This window comes from Azospirillum baldaniorum, from assembly GCF_003119195.2.
GTDB classification, from domain to species: Bacteria; Pseudomonadota; Alphaproteobacteria; order Azospirillales; family Azospirillaceae; genus Azospirillum; species Azospirillum baldaniorum.
In genome coordinates, this window is sequence record NZ_CP022253.1 from 2,277,785 (window position 1) to 2,303,033 (window position 25,249).

19 protein-coding genes and 1 pseudogene are annotated in these 25,249 nt (G+C 68.8%); 11 read left to right on the forward strand and 9 right to left on the reverse strand.

What is annotated here, in order from left to right; translation table 11 throughout:
- Positions 1-86: 86 nt before the first annotated feature.
- Both Sp245p_RS10835 and Sp245p_RS10840 read left to right on the forward strand, forming a co-directional pair.
- Positions 87-1,118 (forward strand): response regulator, encoded by a 1,032-nt coding sequence (locus Sp245p_RS10835; RefSeq protein ID WP_014239960.1) that lies wholly within the window; start codon positions 87-89, stop codon positions 1,116-1,118.
- Positions 1,119-1,480: 362 nt separating this feature from the next.
- Positions 1,481-4,999, forward strand: a pseudogene (locus Sp245p_RS10840) (indolepyruvate ferredoxin oxidoreductase family protein); the annotation flags it as partial.
- A 54-nt stretch (positions 5,000-5,053) separates the two neighbouring features.
- Here the strand turns inward: Sp245p_RS10840 and Sp245p_RS10845 are convergent.
- From Sp245p_RS10845 to Sp245p_RS10875, 7 genes are all read right to left on the reverse strand, one after another.
- Complete coding sequence (locus Sp245p_RS10845; RefSeq protein WP_014239959.1) at positions 5,054-5,980, reverse strand: hypothetical protein; 927 nt, start codon at positions 5,978-5,980, stop codon at positions 5,054-5,056.
- Positions 5,977-7,647: a tetratricopeptide repeat protein gene (locus Sp245p_RS10850; RefSeq protein WP_129557164.1), complete on the reverse strand. Its 1,671-nt coding sequence runs from the start codon at positions 7,645-7,647 to the stop codon at positions 5,977-5,979. Before Sp245p_RS10850 ends, Sp245p_RS10845 begins: the two co-directional genes overlap by 4 nt.
- 25 nt (positions 7,648-7,672) lie before the next feature.
- Positions 7,673-8,338 carry an SGNH/GDSL hydrolase family protein gene (locus tag Sp245p_RS10855; RefSeq protein WP_014239956.1) on the reverse strand — a complete coding sequence of 222 codons (666 nt, stop codon included), beginning with the start codon at positions 8,336-8,338 and terminating at the stop codon, positions 7,673-7,675.
- A 180-nt stretch (positions 8,339-8,518) separates the two neighbouring features.
- Positions 8,519-9,463 carry an anti-sigma factor family protein gene (locus tag Sp245p_RS10860; RefSeq protein ID WP_109138496.1) on the reverse strand — a complete coding sequence of 315 codons (945 nt, stop codon included), beginning with the start codon at positions 9,461-9,463 and terminating at the stop codon, positions 8,519-8,521.
- Complete coding sequence (locus Sp245p_RS10865) at positions 9,463-9,972, reverse strand: sigma-70 family RNA polymerase sigma factor (protein WP_014239953.1); 510 nt, start codon at positions 9,970-9,972, stop codon at positions 9,463-9,465. The genes Sp245p_RS10860 and Sp245p_RS10865 overlap by 1 nt, the downstream gene beginning before the upstream one ends.
- Before the next feature lie 213 nt (positions 9,973-10,185).
- Positions 10,186-11,457: a YeeE/YedE thiosulfate transporter family protein gene (locus Sp245p_RS10870; protein ID WP_014239951.1), complete on the reverse strand. Its 1,272-nt coding sequence runs from the start codon at positions 11,455-11,457 to the stop codon at positions 10,186-10,188.
- A 39-nt stretch (positions 11,458-11,496) separates the two neighbouring features.
- Positions 11,497-12,459 carry a sulfurtransferase gene (locus Sp245p_RS10875; RefSeq protein ID WP_014239950.1) on the reverse strand — a complete coding sequence of 321 codons (963 nt, stop codon included), beginning with the start codon at positions 12,457-12,459 and terminating at the stop codon, positions 11,497-11,499.
- A gap of 262 nt (positions 12,460-12,721) precedes the next feature.
- On the opposite strand from Sp245p_RS10875, the gene Sp245p_RS10880 reads away from it, so the two are divergent.
- Positions 12,722-13,018, forward strand: a complete 297-nt coding sequence (locus Sp245p_RS10880; protein WP_014239949.1) for a DNA-binding protein — start codon at positions 12,722-12,724, stop codon at positions 13,016-13,018.
- Positions 13,019-13,095: 77 nt separating this feature from the next.
- Here Sp245p_RS10880 and Sp245p_RS10885 read toward each other — a convergent pair whose 3' ends face one another.
- On the reverse strand, positions 13,096-15,018 hold the full coding sequence (locus Sp245p_RS10885; RefSeq protein WP_014239948.1) for a propionyl-CoA synthetase: 1,923 nt from the start codon (positions 15,016-15,018) through the stop codon (positions 13,096-13,098).
- Between the two features lie 183 nt (positions 15,019-15,201).
- Positions 15,202-16,326, reverse strand: coding sequence for an extracellular catalytic domain type 1 short-chain-length polyhydroxyalkanoate depolymerase (locus Sp245p_RS10890; protein ID WP_165359970.1), 1,125 nt, complete (start codon positions 16,324-16,326; stop codon positions 15,202-15,204).
- A gap of 291 nt (positions 16,327-16,617) precedes the next feature.
- Between Sp245p_RS10890 and Sp245p_RS10895 the strand changes: the two genes are divergently transcribed.
- The 8 genes from Sp245p_RS10895 to queF all read left to right on the forward strand — a co-directional run bounded on the left by Sp245p_RS10895 (position 16,618) and on the right by queF (position 25,190).
- Entirely contained in the window at positions 16,618-16,974 is a 357-nt protein-coding gene (locus Sp245p_RS10895) for a hypothetical protein (RefSeq protein ID WP_014239945.1), read from the forward strand.
- A gap of 169 nt (positions 16,975-17,143) precedes the next feature.
- Complete coding sequence (locus Sp245p_RS10900) at positions 17,144-18,949, forward strand: M3 family oligoendopeptidase (protein ID WP_041811654.1); 1,806 nt, start codon at positions 17,144-17,146, stop codon at positions 18,947-18,949.
- A gap of 80 nt (positions 18,950-19,029) precedes the next feature.
- Entirely contained in the window at positions 19,030-19,431 is a 402-nt protein-coding gene (locus tag Sp245p_RS10905) for a bacteriohemerythrin (RefSeq protein WP_014239943.1), read from the forward strand.
- Positions 19,432-19,610: 179 nt separating this feature from the next.
- Entirely contained in the window at positions 19,611-21,035 is a 1,425-nt protein-coding gene (locus Sp245p_RS10910) for an FAD-binding oxidoreductase (protein WP_109138498.1), read from the forward strand.
- A 72-nt stretch (positions 21,036-21,107) separates the two neighbouring features.
- Positions 21,108-22,454, forward strand: coding sequence for an ABC1 kinase family protein (locus Sp245p_RS10915; protein ID WP_109138499.1), 1,347 nt, complete (start codon positions 21,108-21,110; stop codon positions 22,452-22,454).
- 57 nt (positions 22,455-22,511) lie between these two features.
- Entirely contained in the window at positions 22,512-23,531 is a 1,020-nt protein-coding gene (queA, locus tag Sp245p_RS10920) for a tRNA preQ1(34) S-adenosylmethionine ribosyltransferase-isomerase QueA (RefSeq protein ID WP_014239938.1), read from the forward strand.
- Entirely contained in the window at positions 23,531-24,733 is a 1,203-nt protein-coding gene (tgt, locus tag Sp245p_RS10925) for a tRNA guanosine(34) transglycosylase Tgt (RefSeq protein ID WP_109138500.1), read from the forward strand. The genes queA and tgt overlap by 1 nt, the downstream gene beginning before the upstream one ends.
- Complete coding sequence (gene queF / locus Sp245p_RS10930) at positions 24,726-25,190, forward strand: preQ(1) synthase (RefSeq protein ID WP_094306652.1); 465 nt, start codon at positions 24,726-24,728, stop codon at positions 25,188-25,190. The genes tgt and queF overlap by 8 nt, the downstream gene beginning before the upstream one ends.
- The last annotated feature ends 59 nt before the right edge of the window (positions 25,191-25,249 follow it).

Here is a 25,249-nt window from a genome sequence, read left to right on the forward strand (position 1 = left end):
GGCGCTAACACGTCTCCGCGTCCTGAAATCCCAGGGCGGCGTTCGGATATTCGGTAACGCTTCGTTCCCGAACCTTCGGACCCGACATGCCGCGCCGCTACCCGACCCATCTGAAGATCCTGGTCGTCGAGAACAACCCGCTGCTGCTGCGGGCGCTGCGGGACATGCTGGAACATTGGGGGGTCGGTCAGGTCGCCCCCGCCGCCAACGGGCAGGAGGCCATGGAGCTGCTGCGCCGGGAGCCCTACGACCTGATGGTCACCGACTGGGTGATGGAACCGGTGGGCGGCGGGCAGCTCGTCCGCTGGGTGCGCGGCTCGGCCAGCTGCCTCAGCCCCGATCTGCCGATCATCGTGCTGACCGCCAACGCCGACGTCGCCACCGTGCGCGCCGCCTGGGACGCCGGGGCGGACACCGTGCTCGCCAAGCCGGCCTCCGCCGCCACCATCGCCCGGCGGATCGAAACCGTGCTGAACAACCCGCGGCGGGGCGGCCGCTCCCAAGCCGAGGCGGCAACGGCGAAGCCGACGAACAACAACACGCCGCAGCATTCCCGCCCGGCGCCGGCCCGCCCGGTGATCTCCTCCGCCCCTGCGCCGCTGCGCCTGCCGCCTCCGCCGCCCCGCCTGTCCGGCCCGTCCACGGCGGGAACGGGTCCGCTGCGCTCGACCGACCCGAAGATGGTCCGCCTGGTGCTGGCGCTCGACCGGATGGAGAGGGCGCTGGCCTGCCCCGACGCGCTGGGCACGCGGCTGCGCCACGCGGTGTCCGACCTGCAGTTGGCCGCCTCCGGCAACGCCGCGGCCACCGCCATCGTCGCGTCGCTGTCCACTTGCATTACCTGGGTGGACCATGACGGGGAGAGCTTCCAGGAGGCGGTGCAGGCCCATATGGACGCCCTGCGCTGGACCATCAGCATCGGCGGCGGGGCCGACTCCTCCGCCGCCCTGCGGGTGATGATCGTCGCCCTGCGCGCCATGGTGCGCAGCCTCAGCCTGCGCGACGGCAACGGCCCCAGCCTGTGGCCGGACGGCACCTTCGGCGCTCCGGATCACGGGAGCGAAGCGGGTCATTCCGCCGGTCATTCTCCTGATCATTCTCCCCTGCCGCCCGCCTGAAGACTTCCCATATCGGGTAAGGAGCCCCCACCCTAACCCTCCCCCGCTAACGCAGGGGAGGGTACGGACGCCGTTTCGCAGAAGGCACCCTCCCCTGCGCAGCGGGGGAGGGCCGGGGTGGGGGCAAGGGTGACGCACTCATGGACGCGAGCGGGAATGTCCCGCCGAAGGGCGATTCCCGCCCGTCCGTTTCACAGCGCTGCGAGCGCCGGACCGTTCCTTGCTTTTTGCAGGAGGAGGCCCGGCGCCGGTTGCCGAATAAGACAGCCTTCGTTACCTTTTTGCTTGTCGAACAAACACAAGAAGCGGCGCGGCGAACGCGCCCCGAACAGCGCTTTTCAGGGCGCCACAAAGGGGATGGAACAATGGCTCTCGCAACCGTGACCCTTGATGACAAGTACGCGCTTGAACAAGGGCGCGTGTACCTGACGGGAACCCAGGCGCTGGTGCGCCTTCCGATGATGCAGCGCCAGCGCGATCTTGCCGCCGGATTGAACACCGCCTGTTTCATTTCGGGTTACCGCGGATCGCCCTTGGGCGGCTTCGACCAGAATTTGTGGAACGCGCGCAAGTTCCTGGAGAAGAACCACATCCGCTTCCAGCCCGGCGTGAACGAGGAGCTGGGCGCCACCGCGGTGTGGGGCAGCCAGCAGGTCGGCATGTTCCCCGGCGCCAAGTACGACGGCGTCTATTCCATGTGGTACGGCAAGGGTCCGGGCGTCGACCGGTCGGGCGACGTGTTCAAGCACGCCAACGCCGCCGGCACCTCGCGCAACGGCGGCGTGCTGGTGCTGACCGGCGACGACCACAACGCCAAGTCCTCGACCTTCCCGCACCAGTCCGAACACGCCTTCATGCACGCGATGATCCCGGTGCTGAACCCGTCGGGCGTGCAGGAGATCCTGGATTACGGCCTGATCGGCTGGGCGATGAGCCGCTATTCCGGCTGCTGGATCGCCATGAAGACGATTGCCGAAACGGTGGACACCTCGGCGTCGGTGACCATCGACCCGCACCGCGTCAGCCCGATCGTCCCCGCCGACTTCCCGATGCCCCCAGGCGGCCTGAACATCCGCTGGCCCGACCCGCCGCTGGAGCAGGAATACCGGCTGATGAAGCACAAGCTGTACGCCGCCCTGGCGTTCGCGCGTGCCAACCGGCTGGACAAGGTGATGATGGCCTCGCCGCGCCCGCGCTTCGGCATCGTCACCACCGGCAAGAGCTATCTGGACGTCCGGCAGGCCTTCGACGAGCTGGGCATTACCGAGGAGATGGCCGCCGACTGGGGCCTGACCGTCTACAAGGTCGGCATGCCCTGGCCGCTGGAGCGCGACGGCGTGCGCCACTTCGCCGAGGGGCTCGACGAGATCGTCGTGGTCGAGGAGAAGCGCGCGGTCATCGAGAACCAGCTCAAGGAGCAGCTCTACAACTGGCATCCTGACGTCCGCCCGAAGGTGGTCGGCAAGTTCGACGAGCATGGCGAGTGGATCCTCCCCTCCGCCGGCGAGCTGTCGCCTGCGCAGATCGCCGTGGTCATCGGGCGTCGGCTGGAGCGCTTCGTCGACAACGAGACCCTGAAGCGCCGCGTCGCCTTCCTCGACGCCCAGGAAAAGCAGAAGGCCCATCAGGCCCGTGTCATCCGGAAGCCGACCTTCTGCTCCGGCTGCCCGCACAACACCTCCACCCATGTGCCGGAGGGCAGCCGGGCGCTGGGTGGCATCGGCTGCCACTACATGGCGACGTGGCTGGACCGCAAGACCGACACCTTCACCCAGATGGGCGGCGAGGGCGTGCCTTGGGTCGGTCAGGCGCCCTTCACCGAGGAAAAGCACATCTTCGCCAACCTCGGCGACGGCACCTACTACCACTCCGGCATCCTGGCGATCCGGCAGGCCATCGCGGCGAAGGCCAACATCACCTACAAGATCCTGTTCAACGACGCCGTGGCGATGACCGGTGGCCAGCCGGTGGACGGCACACTGACCGTACAGTCGCTCGCCAACCAGCTCCGCGCCGAGGGCGTGGGCCGCATCGTCGTCGTCTCCGACGAGCCGGAGAAGTACGGCATCGGCGACGGCCTGCCGCAATACACCAGCGTCGAGCACCGCGATGACCTGGAGCGCGTGCAGAAGGAGATGCGCGAGGTGTCCGGCGTCAGCGTCCTGATCTACGACCAGACCTGCGCCACCGAGAAGCGGCGCCGCCGCAAGCGCGGCAAGCTGGTCGATCCGGCCAAGCGCGTGATCATCAACGAACTGGTCTGCGAGGGCTGCGGCGACTGTTCCGCCAAATCCTCCTGCGTGTCGGTGGTGCCGCTGGAGACCGAGTTCGGGCGCAAGCGCCAGATCGACCAGTCGAGCTGCAACAAGGACTATTCCTGCACCAAGGGTTTCTGCCCGAGCTTCGTGACGGTGGAGGGCGGCCAGCTCCGCAAGCCGAAACCGGCCGCCGCCAAGGCCGGGGCCGACCCGTCCGACCTGCGCACCCCCACCCTCCCCGCGCTCGACCGGCCCTGGGGCATCTACGTCACCGGCGTCGGCGGTACCGGCGTGGTGACCATCGGCGCTCTGCTCGGCATGGCCGCCCACATCGAGGGCAAGGGCGTCGGCGTGCTCGACATGACCGGCCTCGCCCAGAAGGGTGGTGCTGTGACCAGCCACATCCGCATCGCCGCCACGCCGGAGGACATCCATTCCGTCCGCATCGCGGCGGGCGGGGCCGACGCGGTGGTGGGCTGCGACCTGATCGTCGCCGGGGCGGGCGACGCCCTGTCGAAGATGGCGCACGGCCACACCCGCGCGGTCATCAACACCCACGACACCATCACCGTGGACTTCCTGAAGAAGCCGGACTTCACCGTGCCGGTCCGTGATCTGGTGGCCGACATCCGCAAGGCCTGCGGCGAGGGGGCGGTGAACGCCTTCGACGCGACCAAGCTGGCGACCGCGCTGATGGGCGACAGCATCGCCACCAACCCCTTCCTGATGGGCTACGCGTGGCAGAAGGGGCTGATCCCGATCACCGCCGAAGCCATCCTCAAGGCCATCGAACTGAACGGCGTGGCGGTGAAGATGAACACCGACGCCTTCAACTGGGGCCGCCGCGCCGCCGTCGATCTGGCCGCGGTGGAGGCCGCCGCCAACCCGCCGCAGGAGCAGGCCGCCGCCAACGCCAATGGCCACGACCTGTTCATCCTCGACCAGCGCCGCCCGTCGGCCAGCCTGGACGAGGCCATCGCCCGCCGCACCGCCTTCCTGACCGATTATCAGGACGCGGCCTACGCCAGCCGCTACCACGCGCTGGTCGACTGGACGCGGCGCGTCGAGGGGCAGAGGCTCCCCGGCTCCACCGCCCTGACCGAGGCCGTCGCCAAGGGCTACTTCAAGCTGCTCGCCTACAAGGACGAGTATGAGGTGGCGCGGCTCTACACCGACACCGGCTTCGTCGAGCAGGTCGGGCGGATGTTCGAGGGCGACTACAAGCTGGTCTTCCACATGGCCCCGCCGGTGATGGGCGAGACCGGCGAGGACGGCGGCGAGCCGAAGAAGAAGCGCTTCGGCCCGTGGATGCTGAAGGCCCTGCGCCTGCTCGCTAGGGGGAAGCGCCTGCGCGGCAGCCCGCTCGACCCGTTCGGCTGGCTGGCCGAGCGCCGCATGGAGCGCCGCCTGATCGCGGAGTACGAAGCGATCATGGGCGAAATCCTGCACGGCCTGACCCGCGACAACCACGCCACGGCGGTGGAGATCGCCCGCCTGCCGCAGGAGATGCGCGGCTACGGCCCGGTGAAGGCCCGCAACGTCGAGGCGGCCAAGGCGAAGGAGGCCGCCCTGCTCGACGGCTTCCGCCAGCCCGCCGCCCCGCAGCCGATGGCGGCGGAGTGACCGCAAGGTTGGGGACCGAAGCGACCGGGTGCGGGGGGCTTGCCTCCCGCACCCTCAGCGCGGCTGCAGGACGCCGATCTCCGCCAGGGCGGCGCGGTTGCGGGTGACGGCGGCGGCAAGATGGCGCAGGTGCTGCTGCTGAAGAGCCGGATTGGCGAAGGTGCGCAGATAGCCCTTCAGCACATGCTCCCCGAAGTTCAACGAGAGGTCGGCGTCCAGGTGATGCCCCTTCCGGGAGGTGGCGTGGACGACCATCGCCGGATGCCCGTCGAGCACGAAGCCATGGCGGTCCCGGGGGTCCGGCATCGTCACATCGGCCAGAGGCGCGTCGTAGACCTGCCACAGGCGCGCATCGAGCACCTCCACGCAGGCGGGATGGGGCAGAACCAGCGCGTTCAGCACATTCTGTTCCCACAGCGCGTGCTGCGGCACGCCCCGGCAGGTCACCGCCCATTCCGCCAGCAACCCGCGCGACACCCACAGCATCAGCGCCGACATCAGGTACGGCGAGTCCGGGTCGATCCCGCGGTCCCGCAACAGGCGTTCCGCCGGCGTGACGTAATGGCCGCCGCTGTGCAGTTCGTCCATCATGCCGCCGAAGGTCATGCGGTCGACCGTGTCGGTGGTGGCGAGCGCCTTGCCGGAGCGCCGGAGGTCATCCGCCAGCCGCTCGGCCACGGCGAGGTCGAGGGCTCCCACCATCATGTCGGCGTCCAGCCACAGCAGACTGTCCCACGCCTCGCCTGCGCAATAGTCCGACAGGTGCCCCTTGCACAGGTAGGGATGCGCGTCCGCCGGCAGGATCTTCGGGCGGTCGAGCAGCAGGCCGGCGGCGCGCAGGTAATCGCGCTGCCCGTCGGTCAGGCCGAAATCGCAGACGCGCACCCGCTCCAGCGGAAAGCGTCCCGTCAGCCCCTCCAGGAAGGCCAGCGTGGTGATGAAATAGCGCGCGTTGGCGCCGGTCACGCACAGTGTCGTCATGGTCGATCCTGCAAGGGTTCCTTCAATGCCGCCAGATCGCGGCGCAGCCGCTCCACCGGCTCCGTCCAGTCGCCGAACACGGCTTGGCGGTAGAGGCGTGCCGTCGGGTACCAGGGCGAATCCACCCGTCCGCACATCCAGCGCCACTCCGCCCCTTGGTCGAGCAGCACCGCCACCGGCTTTCCCAGCGCTCCGGCGAGGTGGGCCACGGCGGTGCAGGGGCTGATCACGATGTCCAGCGCCTGGATCGCCGCGGCGGTGTCCGCGAAATCGCGAAGCTGCGTCCCCAGGTCGAGGAACGGGCCGAGCGGGGTGTGGCGCTCGAGATCCGCACGGCCATTGGCGACCTGGAGCAGGACGGTCGTCACGCCGGAGACGCCGGTCAGCGGCAGCACCGCCTCCAGCCCCGGCGAGCGCTGGTGGTGATAGGGAAAGGCGACCGAGCCGTGCCAGACCAGACCGGCCTTCACCCCGGTCAACCCGCCCAGCCGGTCCGCCCAACGACGCACCGCCGTATCGGGCGCCCGCAGATAGGGAACGGCGGCGGGCACGCTGTCCAGATCGGTGCCCATCCGGTGGATCAGGCTCATGATGGGGATTTGGACGTCGTGGGCCGGTGGCGGTCCGTCGAGGCCGGACAGGTCGTCCACCAGCTCCGACGCGCGGAACAGGTCGAGCAAACCCTCCGGCCCGTGAAAGACCACACGCATCCCCTGGGCCCGCAGCAGCGGGGCGTAGCGGATGAACTGGATGGCGTCGCCATAACCACGGTCGGCGTGGATCAGCAGCGTCCGGCCCGGCTGAACCCGACCGTCCCAGACAGGCCGGCTGTAGAATCGCGGCGGCGTGAAGGTGGGCAGGCTCAGCCGGGCCTCGTAATCCGCCGCTCCGTCGCGCAGGCGCCCGGCGAGCATCCGCAGCGTCCCCCGCCCCGCCCGCGCCGTGTCCATCCCCGGTGACAGGCGCAAGGCGCGGTCGAAGGCCGCCTCGGCCAGGGCGACCGCGTGCCGTCCCAGCCCGGCGAAGCCCAGGTTGGCCCAGTGCTCGGCCGTGGACGGGTCGAGCGCTGCGGCCCGGCGCAGCGCCGCGCGCGCCTCGTCCTGCCGCCACGCCGCCAGCAGCGCCGCCCCCGCCGCCCCCCAGGCGGCCCCTGTACCACGCAGCACCGCCAGCCGGGCGAAGGCGTCGGCCGCCGCGTCCGGCCGTTCCGCCTTGCCCAGGGCCTCCGCCATGTTGTTCTGGCTGCGGACATGGCCGGGGGCCAGGACCAGAGCGAGCCGGTACAGCACCGTCGCGGCGCCGATATCGCGCGTGTGCAGCCGCAGGTCACCAAGGTCGCAGGCGAGATCGGGCGACAGCACGCCGCAGCGCACGGCGCCGGCCAGCAGGGCCGCCGCCCGGTCCGCCCGCCCCTGGCGCTTCAGGCACTCCGCCTGGCTGCGCGCGTAGGCGGGGTTCTCCGGCGCGCAGGCGGAGGCTCGGCGGAAGCGCGCCTCGCCTCCCGCAGGATCGCCTGCGGAGACGGCCAGCACACCCAGGATGTTCCAGCCTTCCCCGTGGCCGGGGACCAGCGCCAGCGCGCGGACGACCCGGCGCTCCGCCCCCGCCCGGTCGCCCCGTTGAAGCGCGGCGGCGCCCGCGCGGAGAAACTCCATCGCCTCGGTCACGCGGCCCCCTGGATTGACGATCGCATCATGACGGCAGGTCCAGCGCGTTCAGGGCCTCCGCCCAGACCTCGGCGGCGCGGATGGGGTGGAGGTGGTGGTCGCCGGGGTTCGGGCTACGGAACGCCTCGGCGACCAGCCCGCTTTCCGGGTCGGTGATGCGCGGCGTGATGTCGACGAAGGGCAGCCCGCGCGCCGCCGCCTCGTCGCGCAGGCGGGCGTTGTAGCGGTGGGTAAGCTCGGTGCGCTGGCGAAGCGTGGCGGTGACCTCGTGCCGGGCGCGCGCAACCTTGCCGCGGGCCTCGCCGTCGCGGATGGTCGGCAGCACCGCCCCGGTCAGCACCAGCGTGGGATAGCCGCCCTCCAGCAGATCGTCCACGAAGGCGGCGCAGGCGGACACCGACTCCTCCAATTGCCGCTCGACGCAGTCGCCGTGCCTCTGCGCCCGCCACCAGATGACGAATCCGCAATCGACCTCGCCGAGTTGGATCACCGGAATGGCGTTCGGATCGGCGGGCAGCAAGGCGTTCTTGAAGAGAGTGACCGCGTGCGTCTGGCTTTCCGGGTTGCGCAGCCCGATCGAGGTCGCTCCGGGAACCAGCAGACAGCGCGCCGGCCGATCGAGCAGACGGATCGTCGCGGCGATCTCGAAGGCTTGCACGTGGCTGTCGCCGATGAAGTACCAGTCCCGCATGCCCCACGTTCCACACCGCCACCGGCGCATTGTGGAGCGGCGGCGGGGTGGGAGTAAACCGGGAAACGAAAAGCGGGGTCTTGTCTCAACGTGAGCGCCCCAACGGTCTCATCATCCTGGAGAAGCGCGCGAGGGGCGGCGCCCCTCGCAACGGAGTTCGCCTCCCCGCCTCAACTATCCTTAACTATCCTTCGGCTTGTGCGTGTCGCTGATCGGCTGGACGCCGGCGGGCGGCTGATCCTGCTGTTGCTGGGGCTGCTGGTCCTGCTGCTGTTGGGGCTGCTGGTCCTGCTGTTGCGGCTCGGGACGGCGCGGGCCGGCCTTGACGTCGTTGTAGACGGCCTCGGCGACGCGCAGCAGGTCCTCCTTGGACATCCGGCCGGCCAGCGCGTAGGCCAGCGGGCCCTCCACCCAGTAGATGGTCGCCACGTCGCCGTTCTGCGAGAAGCCGAACTTGGCCGGGTTGCCGGAGCGCGGGGCGCCGACGAACAGGGTGACGCGCTTGTTCGCCTCGTTCACGTACATGTACTGGGCGCCGGCCCCCAACTCGGTGGGCAACGACCGGCCGCCGATCAGCCGCAGCCCGACCTTGCCGAGGTCCGGGCCGAAGACATCGCGCCCGACGCGCTTGGACAGCCAGCTGTTCAGCTCGTCCTGGTTGTCGGCGCCAAGCTCGACCTGGAAACGCTCATCGGAGGTGTAGAAACGGTGGGCCTGGGTGGCCTCCTCGGCGAAGGTCTGGAGCGTCTGGCGCTGCTGGACGACCGGCGACTGGTCGACGGCGCCGCGACCCAGCCAGCCGCCGCCGGCCCCGCCGATGATCAGCATCACCGCCGCGGCCATGCGCACCCAGGAGCGGGCGTGCCAGGGGCCGGCGTTGTCGTTGCCGGGCATGCGCCCGCGCAGCTTGCCCGTCAGCTCCTCGACCGGGCCGCTGGCCGGCTCGCGCAGCACGGGGTCGAAGAGTTCGTGCAGCAGCGCGGCCTGGGCGCGGTAATCCTCCGCCCGACGGGCGGCATCCGGGTCGTCGGCCAGCCATCGCTCCACGAAGAGCCGGCGTTCCGGAGCCAGTTGCCCATCCACATAGGCGTGCAGTTCGTCGTCCGTTACGCAATGCGCGTTCATCACTTCACCCGCCTGAGGGCCACGGAGCCCTCGTTCGCCAGCTTCGCCCTGACCGCCTCGCGCGCCCGCGAGAGGCGCGACATGACGGTCCCGATCGGCACGCCGAGCGTCTCGGCGACCTCCTCGTATTTCAGGCCCTCCAGCGCGACGAGGAGCAGCACCTTGCGCTGTTCCTCCGGCAAGTCGTCGAGCGCGCGCATCATCTCGCGCAACTCCACACGTTCCTCCTGCCGGGCCGGCGTCACCAGCTTCGACTCGACGCTGTCCACATCGACCTCGTCGGGCCGCGACGCTTTGGAGCGGACCTGATTGACATGGACGTTGTGCAGGATGGTGAAAAGCCACGCCCGCAGGTTCGTCCCCGCCTTGAAGGTGTCGGCGCGCGCCACCGCACGCGTCAACGCCTCCTGTACCAGATCCTCGGCATCCGAACGGTTGCGCAGCAACGCGCGCGCATAGCGGCGCAGCGACGCAATGTGGACTTCCAGCTCGACCCCGAACGTGCTCAACCGCGCACCCGATTGTTGCCTCAAAGGCTCCACGGACCGCCGGGTGGCGGATCATGGCACTCCTTACAGGTAGGAACGGGTGGCGCGCCCTCCCAGGGCCGAGCCCCATGCAGGACCCGGTACGCCAGGATGAACGCCCCCCGCTCATCGTTTATTCCAGACTTTGATGCCCGTGCAGCAAAAATTCGGCAAAATCGAGGCGGGGGGTTGCGGTCATCTGCGAACAATGCGCCGCGGCAGGGCCAGGCCGGCCCACACACCAACCAGGACGGTCAGGCCGAACACCCAGCCCGACAGGGCGCCGGCCATGGTGCCGGACAGCAGCGTGCCGACCGTGCAGCCCAGCCCGGTCATGCTGCCCCAGCCGAGCAGAAGCCCACCGCCGAGGCCGCGTGCGGCGTCCCTCAGCGTCGGGCGGCGCGGGGTGAACTGGCCGGCGGCCAGCGACGCGGCGAAGCCTCCGGCGACCAGACCGGCGACCAGCAGCCCGTTCGGCGTCAGCCAGCTGTCGCCCGGCACGGTGGCGCAGCCAGCGAAGCCGTCCAGCCCCTCCAGCCGCAGGGGAACGAGCCCGGCCTCGCTGCCCAATTGGCGGGCGGCGCTGCCGATGGCGGAGGTGACCCCCAGCGGCTTGAGCCGCAGGATCACCAGGAAGCCGATCAGCCCGACGCCCAGCCCGCCGATCCAATAGGGCCAACGCCCGTCGAACCAGGAGCGCAGCAGGTCCAGCAGGGTGTGCGGAGGCTCGCGGGCGGGCGCTTCGGAGGCGGAGGCCGCGCGGAAGCGCCAGAGCAGCGCCGCAAGGCCGCCAAGCGCGAGGAGCTGCGCCGCCAGCGACCCGCCATAGCCCAGATGATGGGGCAGCCAGACCACCGGGGCCGTGATGATCGTGGACAGGTAGAGGTCGTTCCAGGTGAGGAAGCCGAGCAGGAAGCCGCCCGCCGCCCCGACCAGAGCGAAGGAGGAGACCGGCGAGCCCTCGCCCAGCCGGTAGAGATGGGCGCTGAAGCAGGAGCCCGACACCGCCATCCCCAGCCCGAAGGCCAGGCCGGCCAGCGCCAGAACCCAGCTCACCGGACCGATGTGGGCGTCGGGCGGCAGGCGTGGGGCGACCGGGTTGGGCACCCAGGCTCCGAAGACGACGTGATAGCCGACCGTCCCCACCGCCAGGGCGAGCAGAATCGCCAGCAGGCCGCGCGGGTCGCGGCGGTCGATGAAGTCGCGGGCGTGGCAGAGGAAGCAGAAGCGCGTCCGTTGCAGAAGCGCACCGAACGCCGCCCCCAGCGTCAGCGCGAAGGCCAGCGACGGGCCGCCGCCGGGCTGCGCGGCCAGCGCGTAGGCCGCCGCCACGACCGCGCCGGCCAGCAGCAGGGGAAGCAGAACCCGCCCGGCCAGCGCGGTGGCGCTGGAAGCCGGGGCGGGAGCTGCGTGAAGCGTCGGGGAAGCCCGCAAGGCGGGCTCCCCGTTGCGGGTCCGGATCGTCATGCGACGGGTATCAGTCGGCCATCCATCCATGGCCACCCGTCACTTGGCCGCCCAGACCGTACCGGCCGGGTTGTTCACCGGGACCCCCACGGCGTTGCCGTATTCGGTCCAGGACCCGTCGTAGTTCTTCACCTGATAGCCCAGCAGCTTGGACAGGGCGAACCAGGTGTGGCTCGACCGCTCGCCAATGCGGCAATAGGTGATGACCGGCTTGGAGCCGTCGATGCCGACCGAGGCGTAGAGCGCCTTCAGTTCCGCCACCGACTTGAAGGTGCCGTCGGCCTCGTTCACCGCCTTGCCCCAGGGAACGTTCGCCGCACCCGGAATATGGCCTGCACGGATCGACAACTCCTGGATGCCCTGCGGGGCGAAGATCTTGCCCTGGTATTCGTCGGGGGAGCGGATGTCCACCAGCTTGGCGTCGCTCTTGCCGTCGGCAACGGCGACCACGTCGGTCAGGCGGGCGCGCAGGCCGGCGTTCACCTTGGAGACGGTGTAGTTGCTGGGCTTCACTTCCGCCGGCTTGCTGGACAGGGCGCGGTTCTCCGCCTCCCACTTCTTGCGGCCGCCGTCCAGCAGCTTCACATTGTCAACGCCGTAGATGTCGAACACCCAGGCGCCCCAGGCCGCGAACCAGTTGTTGGTGTCGCCGTAGAGGACGACCGTGCTGTCCTTCTCCACCCCGGCCTTGGAGAGCAGGGCCTGGAACTGCTCCTTGCCCACGATGTCGCGGCGGACGGTGTCGTTCAGGTCGGTGTGCCAGGAGAAATTCACGCTGCCGGGGATGTGACCGCGCTCGTAGACGCCGGGATTCACGCTGACCTCGATGACCTTCACCTTCGGGTCGCCGAGGTTCTTTTCCAGCCAGTCGGTGGTGACCAGCGGCCCGTCCGTGGCGGCGGCCAGGGCGGATCCGGACATCGTCGTCGCCAGCAGGACGCCGAAGGCGGCGGCGAAATGGCGCTTGGCCAAGCGGATTTTGGAGGGCTGCAGCGTGTTCATCGTATCTCCTGGTTCGTCAGCGGTGCGGAAGCGGATCGGTGAAGCGAGAGACTGGCGCGCCAGATTGAACGGCAATCGCTGTGTTATTATGTCTATTAACCTACAGGGTAAATAGATTTACGGCAAGCGTGAGCCGCCGGCCAGCGAGAGAAAGAACGTTTCCGCAAAAACTTGCGGCAAATTGCCACCGTGCGCGGATGAATCGGCGACTCCGGCGCGCGGCTTGGCAAGAATGGGCGCACTGCGTCATAAGGGCGGAGCCATGGCACGCCATCACGACACCATCGAGATCCTGGTCACCGCCCGCCACCTGGAGGCGCAGGGCATCCGGCCGACCGCGCGCATGGTCCGGCTGGCCCTGGGCGGCGGAAGCAACGCCGCCATCGCCCAGGCGCTGGCCACGACGGAGCTGACCCCGCTGGAGGAACTGATCCGGCGGCGGCGCGATCAACTTGATCTGGAATTGACCGAGGCCCGCCATGCGCTGGCGGCGTTGGAGGCGGAACAGGCGCGGCTCGACGAATTGGCCGAATCCCTGTCCACCCTGGACAAGGCTTAGCGGAAAAAGAAAACCCCTCCCCCGGACAGTGCCGGGGAAGGGGTTTCGGACGCCGCGCCGGTTGCAGGCGGAAGCGGTCAGCCGACCTGATGCGTCTTGGCGTAGCCCAGCGACTGCAGCGCTTCGGCGATTTCCGGCAGGATGCCCGGATCGTCGATGGTCGCCGGAGTCTTGTAGTCCTGGTTGTCCGCGATCTTCTGCATGGTGCCGCGCAGAATCTTGCCGGAGCGGGTCTTCGGCAGGCGTTCCACCACCACGGCGCGCTTGAAGTCGGCGACCGGGCCGATCTGCTCGCGCACCAGTTGGACCACCTCCTTGACGATCTCCTCGTGCGGGCGGGTCACGCCGGCCTTCAGGCAGAGGAAGCCCAGCGGCACCTGCCCCTTCAGGTCGTCGGCCACGCCGATCACCGCGCATTCCGCCACGTCCTTGTGGCTGGCCAGAACCTCCTCCATGCCGCCGGTGGACAGGCGGTGGCCGGCGACGTTGATGATGTCGTCGGTGCGGGCCATGATGTAGACGTAGCCGTCGTCGTCGATGAAGCCCGCGTCACCGGTCTGGTAGTAGCCGGGATAATCGGACAGGTACGACTTCCTGTAGCGGTCGTCGGCGTTCCACAGCGTCGGCAGCGTGCCCGGAGGCAGCGGCAGCTTCACGCAGATGGCGCCGATGTCGCCGCGCGGCACTTCCTTGTTCTCGGCGTTCAGGATCTGCACGTCCCAGCCCGGCATCGGGCGGGTGGCGGAGCCGTACTTGATCGGGAAGAGATGCACGCCCAGCGGGTTGCCGGAGATCGCCCAGCCGGTTTCGGTCTGCCACCAGTGATCGATGACCGGAACGTTCAGATTGTCCTCGGCCCAATGCAGCGTGTCGGGGTCCGACCGCTCGCCGGCCAGGAACAGGGCGCGGAAGTGCGACAGGTCGTACTTCTTCAGCAGTTCGGCGTTGGGGTCCTCGCGCTTGATGGCTCGGAAGGCGGTCGGGGCGGTGAACAGCGTGCCGATCTTGTGCTGCTCGATCACCCGCCAGAAGGTGCCGGCGTCCGGCGTGCCCACCGGCTTGCCTTCGAACACCACCGTGGTGCAGCCGTGCAGCAGCGGTCCGTAGACGATGTAGGAGTGGCCGACGACCCAGCCCACGTCCGACGCCGCCCAGTACACCTCGCCCGGCTCGACGTTGTAGATGTTCTTCATCGTCCACTTCAGCGCCACGGCGTGGCCGCCGTTGTCACGGATCACGCCCTTCGGCTGGCCCGTGGTGCCCGAGGTGTAGAGGATGTAGAGCGGGTCGGTCGCGGCGACCGGCACGCATTCCGCCGGTTCGGCCTTGGCGACGGCCTCCGCCCAATCCACGTCGCGGCCTTCGACCAGGGTGGCGGTTTCCTGCGGGCGCTGGAAGACGATAACGCTGGACGGCTTGTGCTCCGCCTGCTCGATGGCGGCATCGAGCATCGGCTTGTACTTGACGACGCGGTTCGGCTCGATGCCGCAGGAGGCCGAGACGATGGCCTTCGGCCGGGAGTCGTTGATGCGGGTCGCCAGCTCGTGCGGGGCGAAGCCGCCGAACACCACCGAATGCACCGCGCCGAGACGCGCGCAGGCCAGCATGGCGACCAGTGACTGCGGGATCATCGGCATGTAGAGGATGACGCGGTCGCCCTTCTCCACGCCCTGGGCGCGCAGCGCGCCGGCGAAGCGGGCGACCTGATCCTGAAACTCGGCGTAGGTGATGGTCTGCACGGTCTTGGTGACCGGGCTGTCGTAGATGATCGCCGCCTGGGCGCCGCGTCCGGCCTCCACATGGCGGTCGACGGCGTTGTAGCAGGTGTTCAGGACGCCGCCGGTGAACCAGCGGTAGAAGGGAGCGTTGCTGTCGTCCAGCACCTTGTCCCAGCGCTTGATCCAGGTGATGTCTTCCGCCGCCTCGCCCCAGAATCCGTCGGGGTCGGACAGGGAACGGGCGTGGATCTGGTTGTAGCGATCGGCCGAGCTTTGGCTCATGGGGGGCGTCCCTTATATTTTGTTTGGTTCGCGTTTCTCCGCAGCCGCGCAATGAACGTTCACGCAGCGGCCCCAATCTGCGTCAGATCTGCATCGTTTGGCAAACGGCATTCCGGAAGGTGCGGCGGGCTGTCGCACCACTTTGGTGAGTGCCGGACCCGCCCGCCGCCCTTCCGGCGGGTGTTACTGTTCCAGTTGCAGGAAGCCGGCGGCCAGCGCGGCGCCGCAGAAGCCGACATCCTCGATGTAGGTCTTCGTCTCCGACACCCGCACCCGCCCGCAGGGACGCTGCGGGTTGCCGGTGTCGATGGGCATGACGTGGCCGACGTCCTTCAGAAGCACCGTCTCCACCCACAGGGCGTTGGCACCCACCGGGGCGTAGCCTTGCCGCACGGCGCGCTCCGGCCAGGAGGGTTCCTGCCCGATGACCACCGGAGCGTCGGTCTTCAAACCATGGAAGGCCGTCCATTGGTTGGTCAGGTAGAGGGCGTTCTGCGGGTCCACGGTGCAGTCCGCCGTCCCCTGGACGATCAGCACGCGCGGACGCCCGGCAGGGTGCTGGGCGCGCTGGACCGCTTTCGTCCATTCGCGGCTGTCGTAGCCGCCGGAGCGCGCCTTCACCTCGGCGCAGCCGCGCGACACGGAGATGCCGCAGAGGGACGCGGCCGACTGCATGCTCTGGGCGCACAGTGCCGGAACGCCAGCGAAGAGCGCCCCGCCCGCGAAGACCTGCGGGAAGTCGGCCAGCAGGGTTGCCGCCATGCCCGCCCCCGCCGACAGGCCGGTGACATAGACACGCCCGTCCTCGATTCGGGGACCGTCGCGGTCAAGCCCCTTGCCCGCGCGCACCGCGTCGACCATGGAGACGATAGCCCCCGCTTCCCGTGGGACACCGCCCTTCAGCGAACTGGTCAGGCGGTCGGCGAAATTGAAGCAGCCGAGCGGGTTGCCATAGCGGGAGGCCCCTCCGACCATGGCAAAGGCATTGTGCTGCTGCTCCGGCAGCAGGACGATAAGGCCGTAGCGGTCAGCTATGTCCATCCATCCGGAATCCGTGAAGAAAGACGACGCATCCTGCTCGCAGCCGTGAAGAAGGACCAGAAGCGGAGCCTTGCCCCGCACCCGCGCGCCCACGGATACGTAAACGCTCGCCTTGAGCGCACTGCCCTGGGCGTTGAAGGCATCGCCCGGCAGTTCGTCCCAACGATACTGACGCGGTGACAGCGCCGAGGCATGCCCCGACAAAAGGGTCGATAGCCCGATGATCGCCACCGCCAGCGACACGCGCAGCCATGCTCCTAGCGCCATAATGCTCTCTCCGTTTCTCCGTAAGGACCGATGATGCCGCCTGTCACGATTGCGGACAAGGCAGCATATAAAGCAATGATGACTTATCAGACAGCCAATCTCCGCGCCAATTTGATCAATCATACTGCGGTATGTTATTCTACAATCTTGCAGTCAATCTTGGCTTATTCTTCGTTAAGAGTGGATGATCATCCGAGCGAAAATCGACTGGCGCGGATATCGGCATCGCATCCAGTTATCGCTGGCCATTGTTGCTGGCCTAACCAGCGCCGGAACGCTATGCATGTCACCATGAGCAGCGACCCGCCCGTCTTCGGCATCCGCCCGATCCTGACCGTCGTCCACCCGAACGGCGAACGGCTGATCGTGGCCCGGCTGACCAGTCTCGGCGGGTCCAGCCAGTCCAACCGCTTCGTCCTGCGCCGCGCCGATTTCCGCGCGCCGTGGGAGCAGCCGGACAAAGGCTATTTCGGTTATGCGGAGGTCGCCCGCGCGCTCGACGCCAACGGCTGGCGCGGCTGCGCCATCGAGGCGATGCCCACCACCGACCTCGAGGAGCGGCGGACCCGCCAGCTCGCCCGCAAGAAGCTGCACCTGCAATGCGTGGAAGCGGCGATCCGCCGCGCGCAGGAAAGCCAGACTCCCTGAGCGGGCGCCGCAGCACAGCCTTCCCCCGAACCCGCGCGGCGCTTATATCCCGTTCCAAGCACAGAACGGCCAAAGCCCAGAATGGCCAAAGCCCAGAACGGAGGGACAGATGACCTGCAGCGCCACCCGGCACCCGATTGGCGATTTCCTTGGCGCTCCCCAGACCACCATGCCCGACACCGCCCTGGCCTCCACGGGAGACGGCCCGGACCTCGGCGCCCTGCCCTCCTGGGACCTGACGGACCTCTATCCGGGCATGGATTCGGCGGAACTGAAGGCCGACCTGGAGCGGATGGAACGCGCGTCCAAGGACTTCTACGAAAAGTACGCGACCAAGCTGGCCGGGCTGGACGGCAACGCCTTCGCCGCCGCCATCCGCGAGTACGAGCACATCGACGAGGTGCTGTCGCGGGTGATGTCCTACGCCGGGCTGGTCTACAACGGCAACATGACCGACCCGACCATCGCCAAGTTCTACCAGTCGGCGCAGGAGCGGGTGAACGGCATCTCCACCCACCTCGTCTTCTTCACGCTGGAGATCAACCGGCTGGAGGACAAGGTGCTGGACGCCAAGCTGAAGGCGTCGAAGGACCTCGCCCGCTACGCCCCCTGGCTGCGCGATGTCCGCCTGTTCCGCGAACACCAGCTTTCCGACGAGGTCGAACGCCTGCTCCACGAGAAGCATGTGGTCGGGCGCGCCGCCTGGAACCGCCTGTTCGACGAGACCATCGCCAGCTTGCGCTTCCCCATCGGCGGGAAGGAGCTGACCTGCGCGGAGGCGCTGAACCGCCTGTCCGACCGCAACCCCGCGGTCCGCAAGGAGGCCGGGGCGGTGATCGGCCGGGTGATGGGCGACAACATCCGCCTGTTCGCCCTGGTCACCAACACGCTGGCCAAGGACAAGGAGATCGACGACAAGTGGCGCAACTACAAGGCGCCCACATCGGCCCGCAACCTGTCCAACCGCGTCGAGGACGAGGTGGTGGACGCGCTGGCCGCGGCGGTGAAGGACGCCTACCCGGCCCTGTCCCACCGCTACTACGCGATGAAGGCCAAGTGGTTCGGGCAGGACCATCTGGACTACTGGGACCGCAACGCGCCGCTGCCCGACGACGCCGACCGCAGCATCCGCTGGGACGAGGCGCGCGATCTCGTTCTGGGCGCCTACGGCCGCTTCTCGCCGGATCTGGCGGCGCTCGGCAAGCGCTTCTTCGACAACGCCTGGATCGACGCGCCGGTGCGCCCCGGCAAGGCGCCGGGCGCCTTCGCCCACCCCACGGTGCCCAGCGTCCACCCCTATCTGCTGGTCAACTACCAGGGCAAGACGCGCGACGTGATGACGCTCGCGCATGAGCTGGGCCACGGCGTACACCAGATCCTGGCCGGCGGCCAGGGGCACCTGCTGTCCGACACGCCGCTGACCCTGGCGGAGACCGCGTCGGTGTTCGGCGAGATGCTGACCTTCCGCGCCCTGCTCGACCGCGAGACCGACCCGAAGCGCCGCAAGATCATGCTGGCCTCCAAAGTCGAGGACATGCTGAACACGGTGGTCCGCCAGATCGCCTTCTTCGACTTCGAGCGCCGCGTCCACACCGAGCGCCGCGAGGGCGAACTGACGGCGGAGCGGCTGGGCGAGATCTGGATGGCGGTGCAGACCGAAAGCCTCGGCCCGGCGCTGCGCTTCGACGAGGGCTACCGGAACTATTGGTCCTACATCCCGCACTTCATCCACTCGCCCTTCTACGTCTACGCCTACGCGTTCGGCGACTGCCTGGTGAACTCGCTCTACGCGGTCTACCAGGAGTCGGAGACGGGCTTCGCGGAGAAGTATCTGGCGATGCTGTCGGCGGGCGGCACGCTGCGCCACCAGGAGCTTCTCGCCCCCTTCGGTCTGGATGCCAGCGATCCGGCCTTCTGGCAGAAGGGGCTGAACGTCATCCGCGGCTTTGTTGACGAGCTGGAAAATCAGCCCTGAACGGATTTTCTTGACGGACGTCAAGAATCCCTAATTGCAGGATGGGTATGGTGCCTCCAACGATCCCTTCGGAGAGCACCATGCCCACCCTCTCGATCCCCGCCTGGAGCCCGTCCCTGGAAGTCGGCAACACCATCATCGACGCCGACCACAAGGAGACCATCGAGCTTCTGGCCGAAGCCGCCAAGGCGTCGGACGCCGACCTGCCCGCCCATTTCACCGCCTTCGCCCAGCACCTCCGCGACCATCTGGCCCGTGAGGAGGAGCTGATGCACCAGTACGGCTTCCCGCCGACGCCCATCCACGTCCACGAGCACAACCGCGTCCGTCTGGAGCTGGAGGGCATCGCCAAGCGCATGGCCGCCGGCAATCAGGCGCTGGTCCGCGGCTATCTGACCGAGGTCGTGCCGGAGTGGTTCATCAACCACAAGAACACCATGGACAGCGCCACCGCCGCCTGGATCCGCAGCCAGGGCGGCTGATCCACCACCCTCCACCGTCGAAGCCGCGCGAACACCGAATTGAGGGGTGGCTCCGTCCGGAAGAACACCGGATGGAGTCCTTTCCCGGATGGCCTGTGCAGGGGTGAAACTTTACCCTTGTTGCGCCAATCCGCTCCGGATATTCGCGAAAATTGCTGCTTTGACGTGGGAGGTGCTTGATGGGCGATTTCACGCTTCGCACCGCCGACCGGCGGGACGCGACTCTTTCCGAGGACGCCGTCAACGATCTTGCCGCCCGTCTGCGCGGCCCGCTGCTGACCCCGCAGTCGCCGGGCTATGACGAAGCCCGGACGATCTGGAACGCCATGATCGACCGCCGGCCCGGCCTGATCGCCCGCTGCGCCGGTGCCGCGGACGTCATGCAGGCGGTGCGCTTCGCGCGGGAGAACGGGCTGCTGGTCTCCGTGCGCGGCGGCGGTCACAACATCGCCGGCAATTCCCTGTGCGATGGGGGGCTGCTGATCGACCTCGGCGCCCTGCGCTTCGTCCATGTCGACCCCATCAGCCGGACCGCGCGGGTGGCCCCCGGCGCCACGCTGGGCGACCTGGACCGGGAGACCCAGGCTTTCGGGCTGGCCGTGCCGGTCGGCATCAACTCGACCACCGGCATCGCCGGGCTGACGCTGGGCGGCGGGTTCGGCTGGCTGACCCGCAAATACGGGCTGACGGTGGACAATCTGCTGTCCGCCGACGTGGTCACCGCAGACGGGAAGTTCCTGCGCGCCAGCGCCGACGAGAACGCCGACCTCTTCTGGGCCATCCGCGGCGGCGGCGGCAACTTCGGCGTCGTCACCTCCTTCACCTTCCGCCTGCATCCCGTGGGGCCGATGGTGTTCGCCGGGCTGGTCGTCCATCCCTTCGCCGGGGCCGGCGACCTGATGCGCCGCTACCGCGACGCCACGGCGGCCCTGCCGGACGAGGCCACCGCCTGGATGGTGCTGCGCAAGGCGCCGCCCCTGCCCTTCCTGCCGCCGGACGTGCATGGCAAGGAGGTGGTGGTCATGCCCGTCATCTGCGCCGGCGACGACGAGGCGGCGGCCCGCAAGGCGCTGGAACCGGTGCTGTCGCTGGGCACGCCCGTCGGCGAGCATATCGGCCTCATGCCCTACGCGGCGTGGCAGGCGGCCTTCGACCCGCTTCTGGTGCCGGGCGCGCGGAACTACTGGAAATCGCAGAACTTCACCGGGCTGGAGGACGGGCTGATCGACCTGCTGGTCGAGGAGGCCGCGAGGCTGCCCTCCGACCAGTGCGAGATCTTCGTCGGTCTGCTTGGCGCGGCAGCCAACCGCGTGCCGGCGGACGCCACCGCCTACCCGCACCGCGACGCCCTCTTCGTCATGAACGTGCACGCGCGCTGGAACACTTCGCCGGAGGACAGCGCCTGCATCCAATGGGCGCGCGGCGTCTCCGACCGGACCGCCCGCTACGCCACGGGCGGGGTCTATGTGAACTTCGTCACCGACGACGAACAGCGCGTCCAGGCCGCCTACGGGCCGAACTACGAACGCCTGCGGGCGCTGAAGGCGAAATACGACCCCGACAACCTCTTCTGCGTGAACCAGAACATCGCGCCGGGCGGGTGACGGCGCCGTTGCGTTCCGGTTTCGTCCAGCCTGGGACTCGCCTTTCGGCCCCGCCGCACCCACCTATTCGGCATGCCGAACACGGATGAGAACAGGCTTGGCGGCCGGATCGCGCGGTATGCGCGAGTCGGAACCGCCGTGGGGGGCCTTGCGGCCCGTTTCGCCGGAGAACGGGTGCTGGGCATCCCCCTGGAGCGGGATCGCCACGCCGCCGAATTGCGCGCCGCGCTGGGGGGGCTGAAGGGACCGCTGATGAAGGTGGCGCAACTGCTGTCCACCATCCCCGACGCCCTGCCCCGCGAGTATGTGCAGGAGCTGTCGCAGCTCCAGGCCGACGCGCCGTCGATGGGCTGGCCCTTCGTCAAGCGCCGCATGGCGAGCGAGCTGGGCCCCGCTTGGCACAAGCGCTTCCTGCACTTTGAAAAGACCGCCGCGGCGGCGGCCTCGCTGGGGCAGGTTCACCGGGCCGTCGGGCTGGACGGGCAGACCCTCGCCTGCAAGCTCCAATACCCGGACATGGCCTCCGCCGTGGAGGCGGACCTGCGCCAGCTCGGCCTGATCTTCGCCATCTTCGAGCGCACCGACAGCGCCATCTCCACCAAGCAGATTCAGGCCGAGATCGGTGCCCGGCTGCGCGAGGAGCTGGATTACGAGCGCGAGGCCAAGCACGCCCGCCTCTACCGCGCCATGCTGGCCGACACTTCCGGCGTCCATGTGCCGGCAGTGGTGCCCGACCTGTCCACCCGCCGCCTGCTGACGCTGGAATGGGTGGAGGGCCGCAAGATCCTCGACTTCGTCAAGGACCATCCGGACGCCCGCGACGCGCTGGCGATGAACATGTTCCGGGCCTGGTACGTGCCCTTCTACGGCTACGGGATCATCCACGGCGACCCGCATCTGGGGAACTACACGGTGCGGCCCGACCGCTCCATTAACCTGCTGGATTTCGGCTGCGTCCGCGTCTTCCCGGCCCGCTTCGTGAAGGGGGTGATCGACCTCTACGACGCGCTGCAGACCGGCAACCAGGACAAGGCGGTGGAGGCCTACCGCACCTGGGGCTTCGGCAACCCGACCAAAGAGCTGGTGGACGTGCTGAACATCTGGGCGCGCTTCGTCTACGCCCCGATCATGGACGACCGCAGCCGCCGCATCGAGGAGACGAACTCCGGCCACTACGGCCGCGAGACCGCCGCCAAGGTCCACGCCGAGCTGCGCCGGGTCGGCGGGGTGGAGGTGCCGCGGGAGTTCGTCTTCATGGACCGCGCGGCCATCGGGCTGGGCTCCGTCTTCCTGCATCTCCAGGCCGAGGTGAACTGGTACCGGCTGTTCCAGGAGATGATCCAGGGCTTCGACGTGGACGTCCTGCACGCCCGCCAGACCGCCGCCCTGACCGCCCAGTCCCTCCCTTTGCCCGAATAGCCGCCGACTCGTAATGCTTCCCCCGTCCCACCGCTTTGGTCTATACGAGCGGCTCCCATGAAGACCGCCGATTTCGACTTCGACCTTCCGCCGGACCGCATCGCCGAGCATCCGGCCAAGCCGCGTGACGCCGCCCGTCTGCTCGACGTGGCGGAGCGTCTGCACGACCGCACCGTGCGCGACCTGCCCGCCCTGCTGGAGCCGGGCGACCTGATGGTCGTCAACGACACCCGCGTCATCCCCGCCCGCCTCGATGGCCGGCGCGGCGAGGTGCGGGTGGAGATCACGCTCCACAAACGCGAGGGCGAGCGGGAGTGGGCGACCTTCGCCCGCCCCGGCAAGCGGCTGAAGCCCGGCGACGTGATCGCCATCGCCGACGACTTCGCGGCCGAGGTCGTCGCCAAGGACGGGATGGAGGTGCGCCTGCGCTTCTCCAAGGGCGGGCCGGAGCTGATGGAGGCGCTGCACCGCCACGGCCGGATGCCCCTGCCCCCCTACATCCGGCGCGAGGCGGACGAGCAGGACGCGGCGGACTACCAGACCGTCTTCGCCGCACGCGAGGGCGCCGTCGCCGCCCCCACCGCCGGGCTGCACTTCACGCCGGAGCTTCTGGCGGCGCTCGACGCGCGCGGCATCCGCCGCGTGCCAGTGACGCTGCATGTCGGGGCCGGCACCTTCCTGCCGGTCAAGGTGGACGACATCGCCGAGCACCGCATGCACAGCGAGTGGGGCGAAATCTCCGCGGAAACCGCCGAGGCCATCAACGCCACGCGCGCCGCGGGCGGGCGGATCGTCTCTGTCGGCACCACGGCGCTGCGCATCCTGGAGACGGCGGGGCTCGACGACCGCAGCATCCGGGCCTTCAGCGGCGACACCGACATCTTCATCACCCCCGGCTACCGCTTCAAGATCGTGGACCTTTTGGTGACCAACTTCCACCTGCCCCGCTCCACCCTGTTCATGCTGGTCTGCGCCTTCGCGGGCATGGACACGATGAAGGCGGCCTACGCGCACGCCATCGGCCAGAACTATCGTTTCTTCAGCTACGGCGACGCGTCGCTGCTCCGGAGGGTGTGATGACCGGCATCGGGTTCGAGCTTCTGAAGACCGACGGGCGCGCCCGGCGCGGGCGGGTCTCCACCGCGCACGGCGTCATCAACACGCCGGCCTTCATGCCCGTCGGCACCGCCGCCACCGTCAAGGCGATGACCAGCGACGCGGTGAAGTCCACCGGCGCGGAAATCCTGCTGGGCAACACCTATCACCTGATGCTGCGCCCCACGGCGGAGCGCGTCGGGCAGTTGGGCGGCCTGCACCGCTTCATGAACTGGGACAAGCCGATCCTGACGGACAGCGGCGGCTTCCAGGTCATGTCCCTGTCGGACCTGCGCACCATGACCGAGGAGGGGGTGACCTTCAAATCCCACCTCGACGGCAGCAAGCATCACCTGACGCCGGAACGCTCGATCCAGATCCAGCACCTGCTGGACAGCAACATCACCATGTGCCTGGACGAGTGCACCCCCTTCCCGGCGACGGAGGCGCAGGCGGCTTCGTCCATGCGCCTGTCGATGCGCTGGGCCAAGCGCAGCAAGGACGCCTTCGTCGAGCGGCCCGGCTACGGCCTGTTCGGCATCGTGCAGGGCGGCGTCTACGCGGACCTGCGGGCCGAGAGCGTGGCGGCTCTGTCGGACATCGGCTTCGACGGCTACGCCATCGGCGGCCTGGCCGTCGGCGAGGGCCAGGAGACGATGTTCACCGTGCTCGATTTCACCGAGCCGCTGATGGTCAGGGACCGTCCGCGCTACCTGATGGGCGTCGGCCGCCCCAGCGACCTGATCGGCGCGGTGCGGCGCGGCGTCGACATGTTCGACTGCGTGATGCCCACCCGCTCGGGCCGCACCGGTCAGGCCTTCGTGCGGCGCGGCACCATCAACATCCGCAACGCCCGCCACGCCCACGACGAGCGCCCGCTCGACGAGGAGTGCGGCTGCCCGGCGTGCCGGAACCACAGCCGCGCCTATCTGCATCACCTGTTCAAGGCGGGCGAGATGCTGGGGCCGATGCTGTTGACCTGGCACAACCTGCATTACTATCAGGACCTGATGGCCGAGCTTCGGCAAGCCATCGAGGACGGCCGCTTCGACGAGGTCGCGGGCGCGCTGGAGGCCCGCCTGAACGAGGGCGACATTCCGGCCACCGAAGACCCGCTGGCCCACCTGAAGGTGAAGCCGGCCAAGCCGGCGAAAAGCGCGAAAAAGGAATCCGCCGATGTCTGAGACTATCTATTCTGGCCTGACGCAGCTCGGCGGCGCCACCGTCCAGCCGAAGACGCCGGAAGAGGCGGTGCTGGAGCGCGTGCCGAACCCGAACCCCGGTGAAAACTACGTCGTGCGCTTCACCGCGCCGGAGTTCACCTCGCTCTGCCCGATCACCGGCCAGCCGGACTTCGCCCATCTGGTCATCGACTATGTGCCGGGTGAGTGGCTGGTGGAGTCGAAGTCGCTCAAGCTGTTCCTGACCAGCTTCCGCAACCACGGCGCCTTCCACGAGGCCTGCACCGTCGGCATCGGCAAACGTCTGGTGGACGAGCTGAAGCCGGTGTGGCTGCGCATCGGCGGCTACTGGTACCCCCGCGGCGGCATTCCCATCGACGTGTTCTACGCCACCGGCGAGCCGCCGAAGGGCGTGTGGATTCCGTCGCAGGACGTCCAGACCTACCGCGGCCGCGGCTGATCCGGGATTCCATCTCTGAAAGTCCCCTCTCCCCTCCGGGGAGAGGGTTAGGGTGAGGG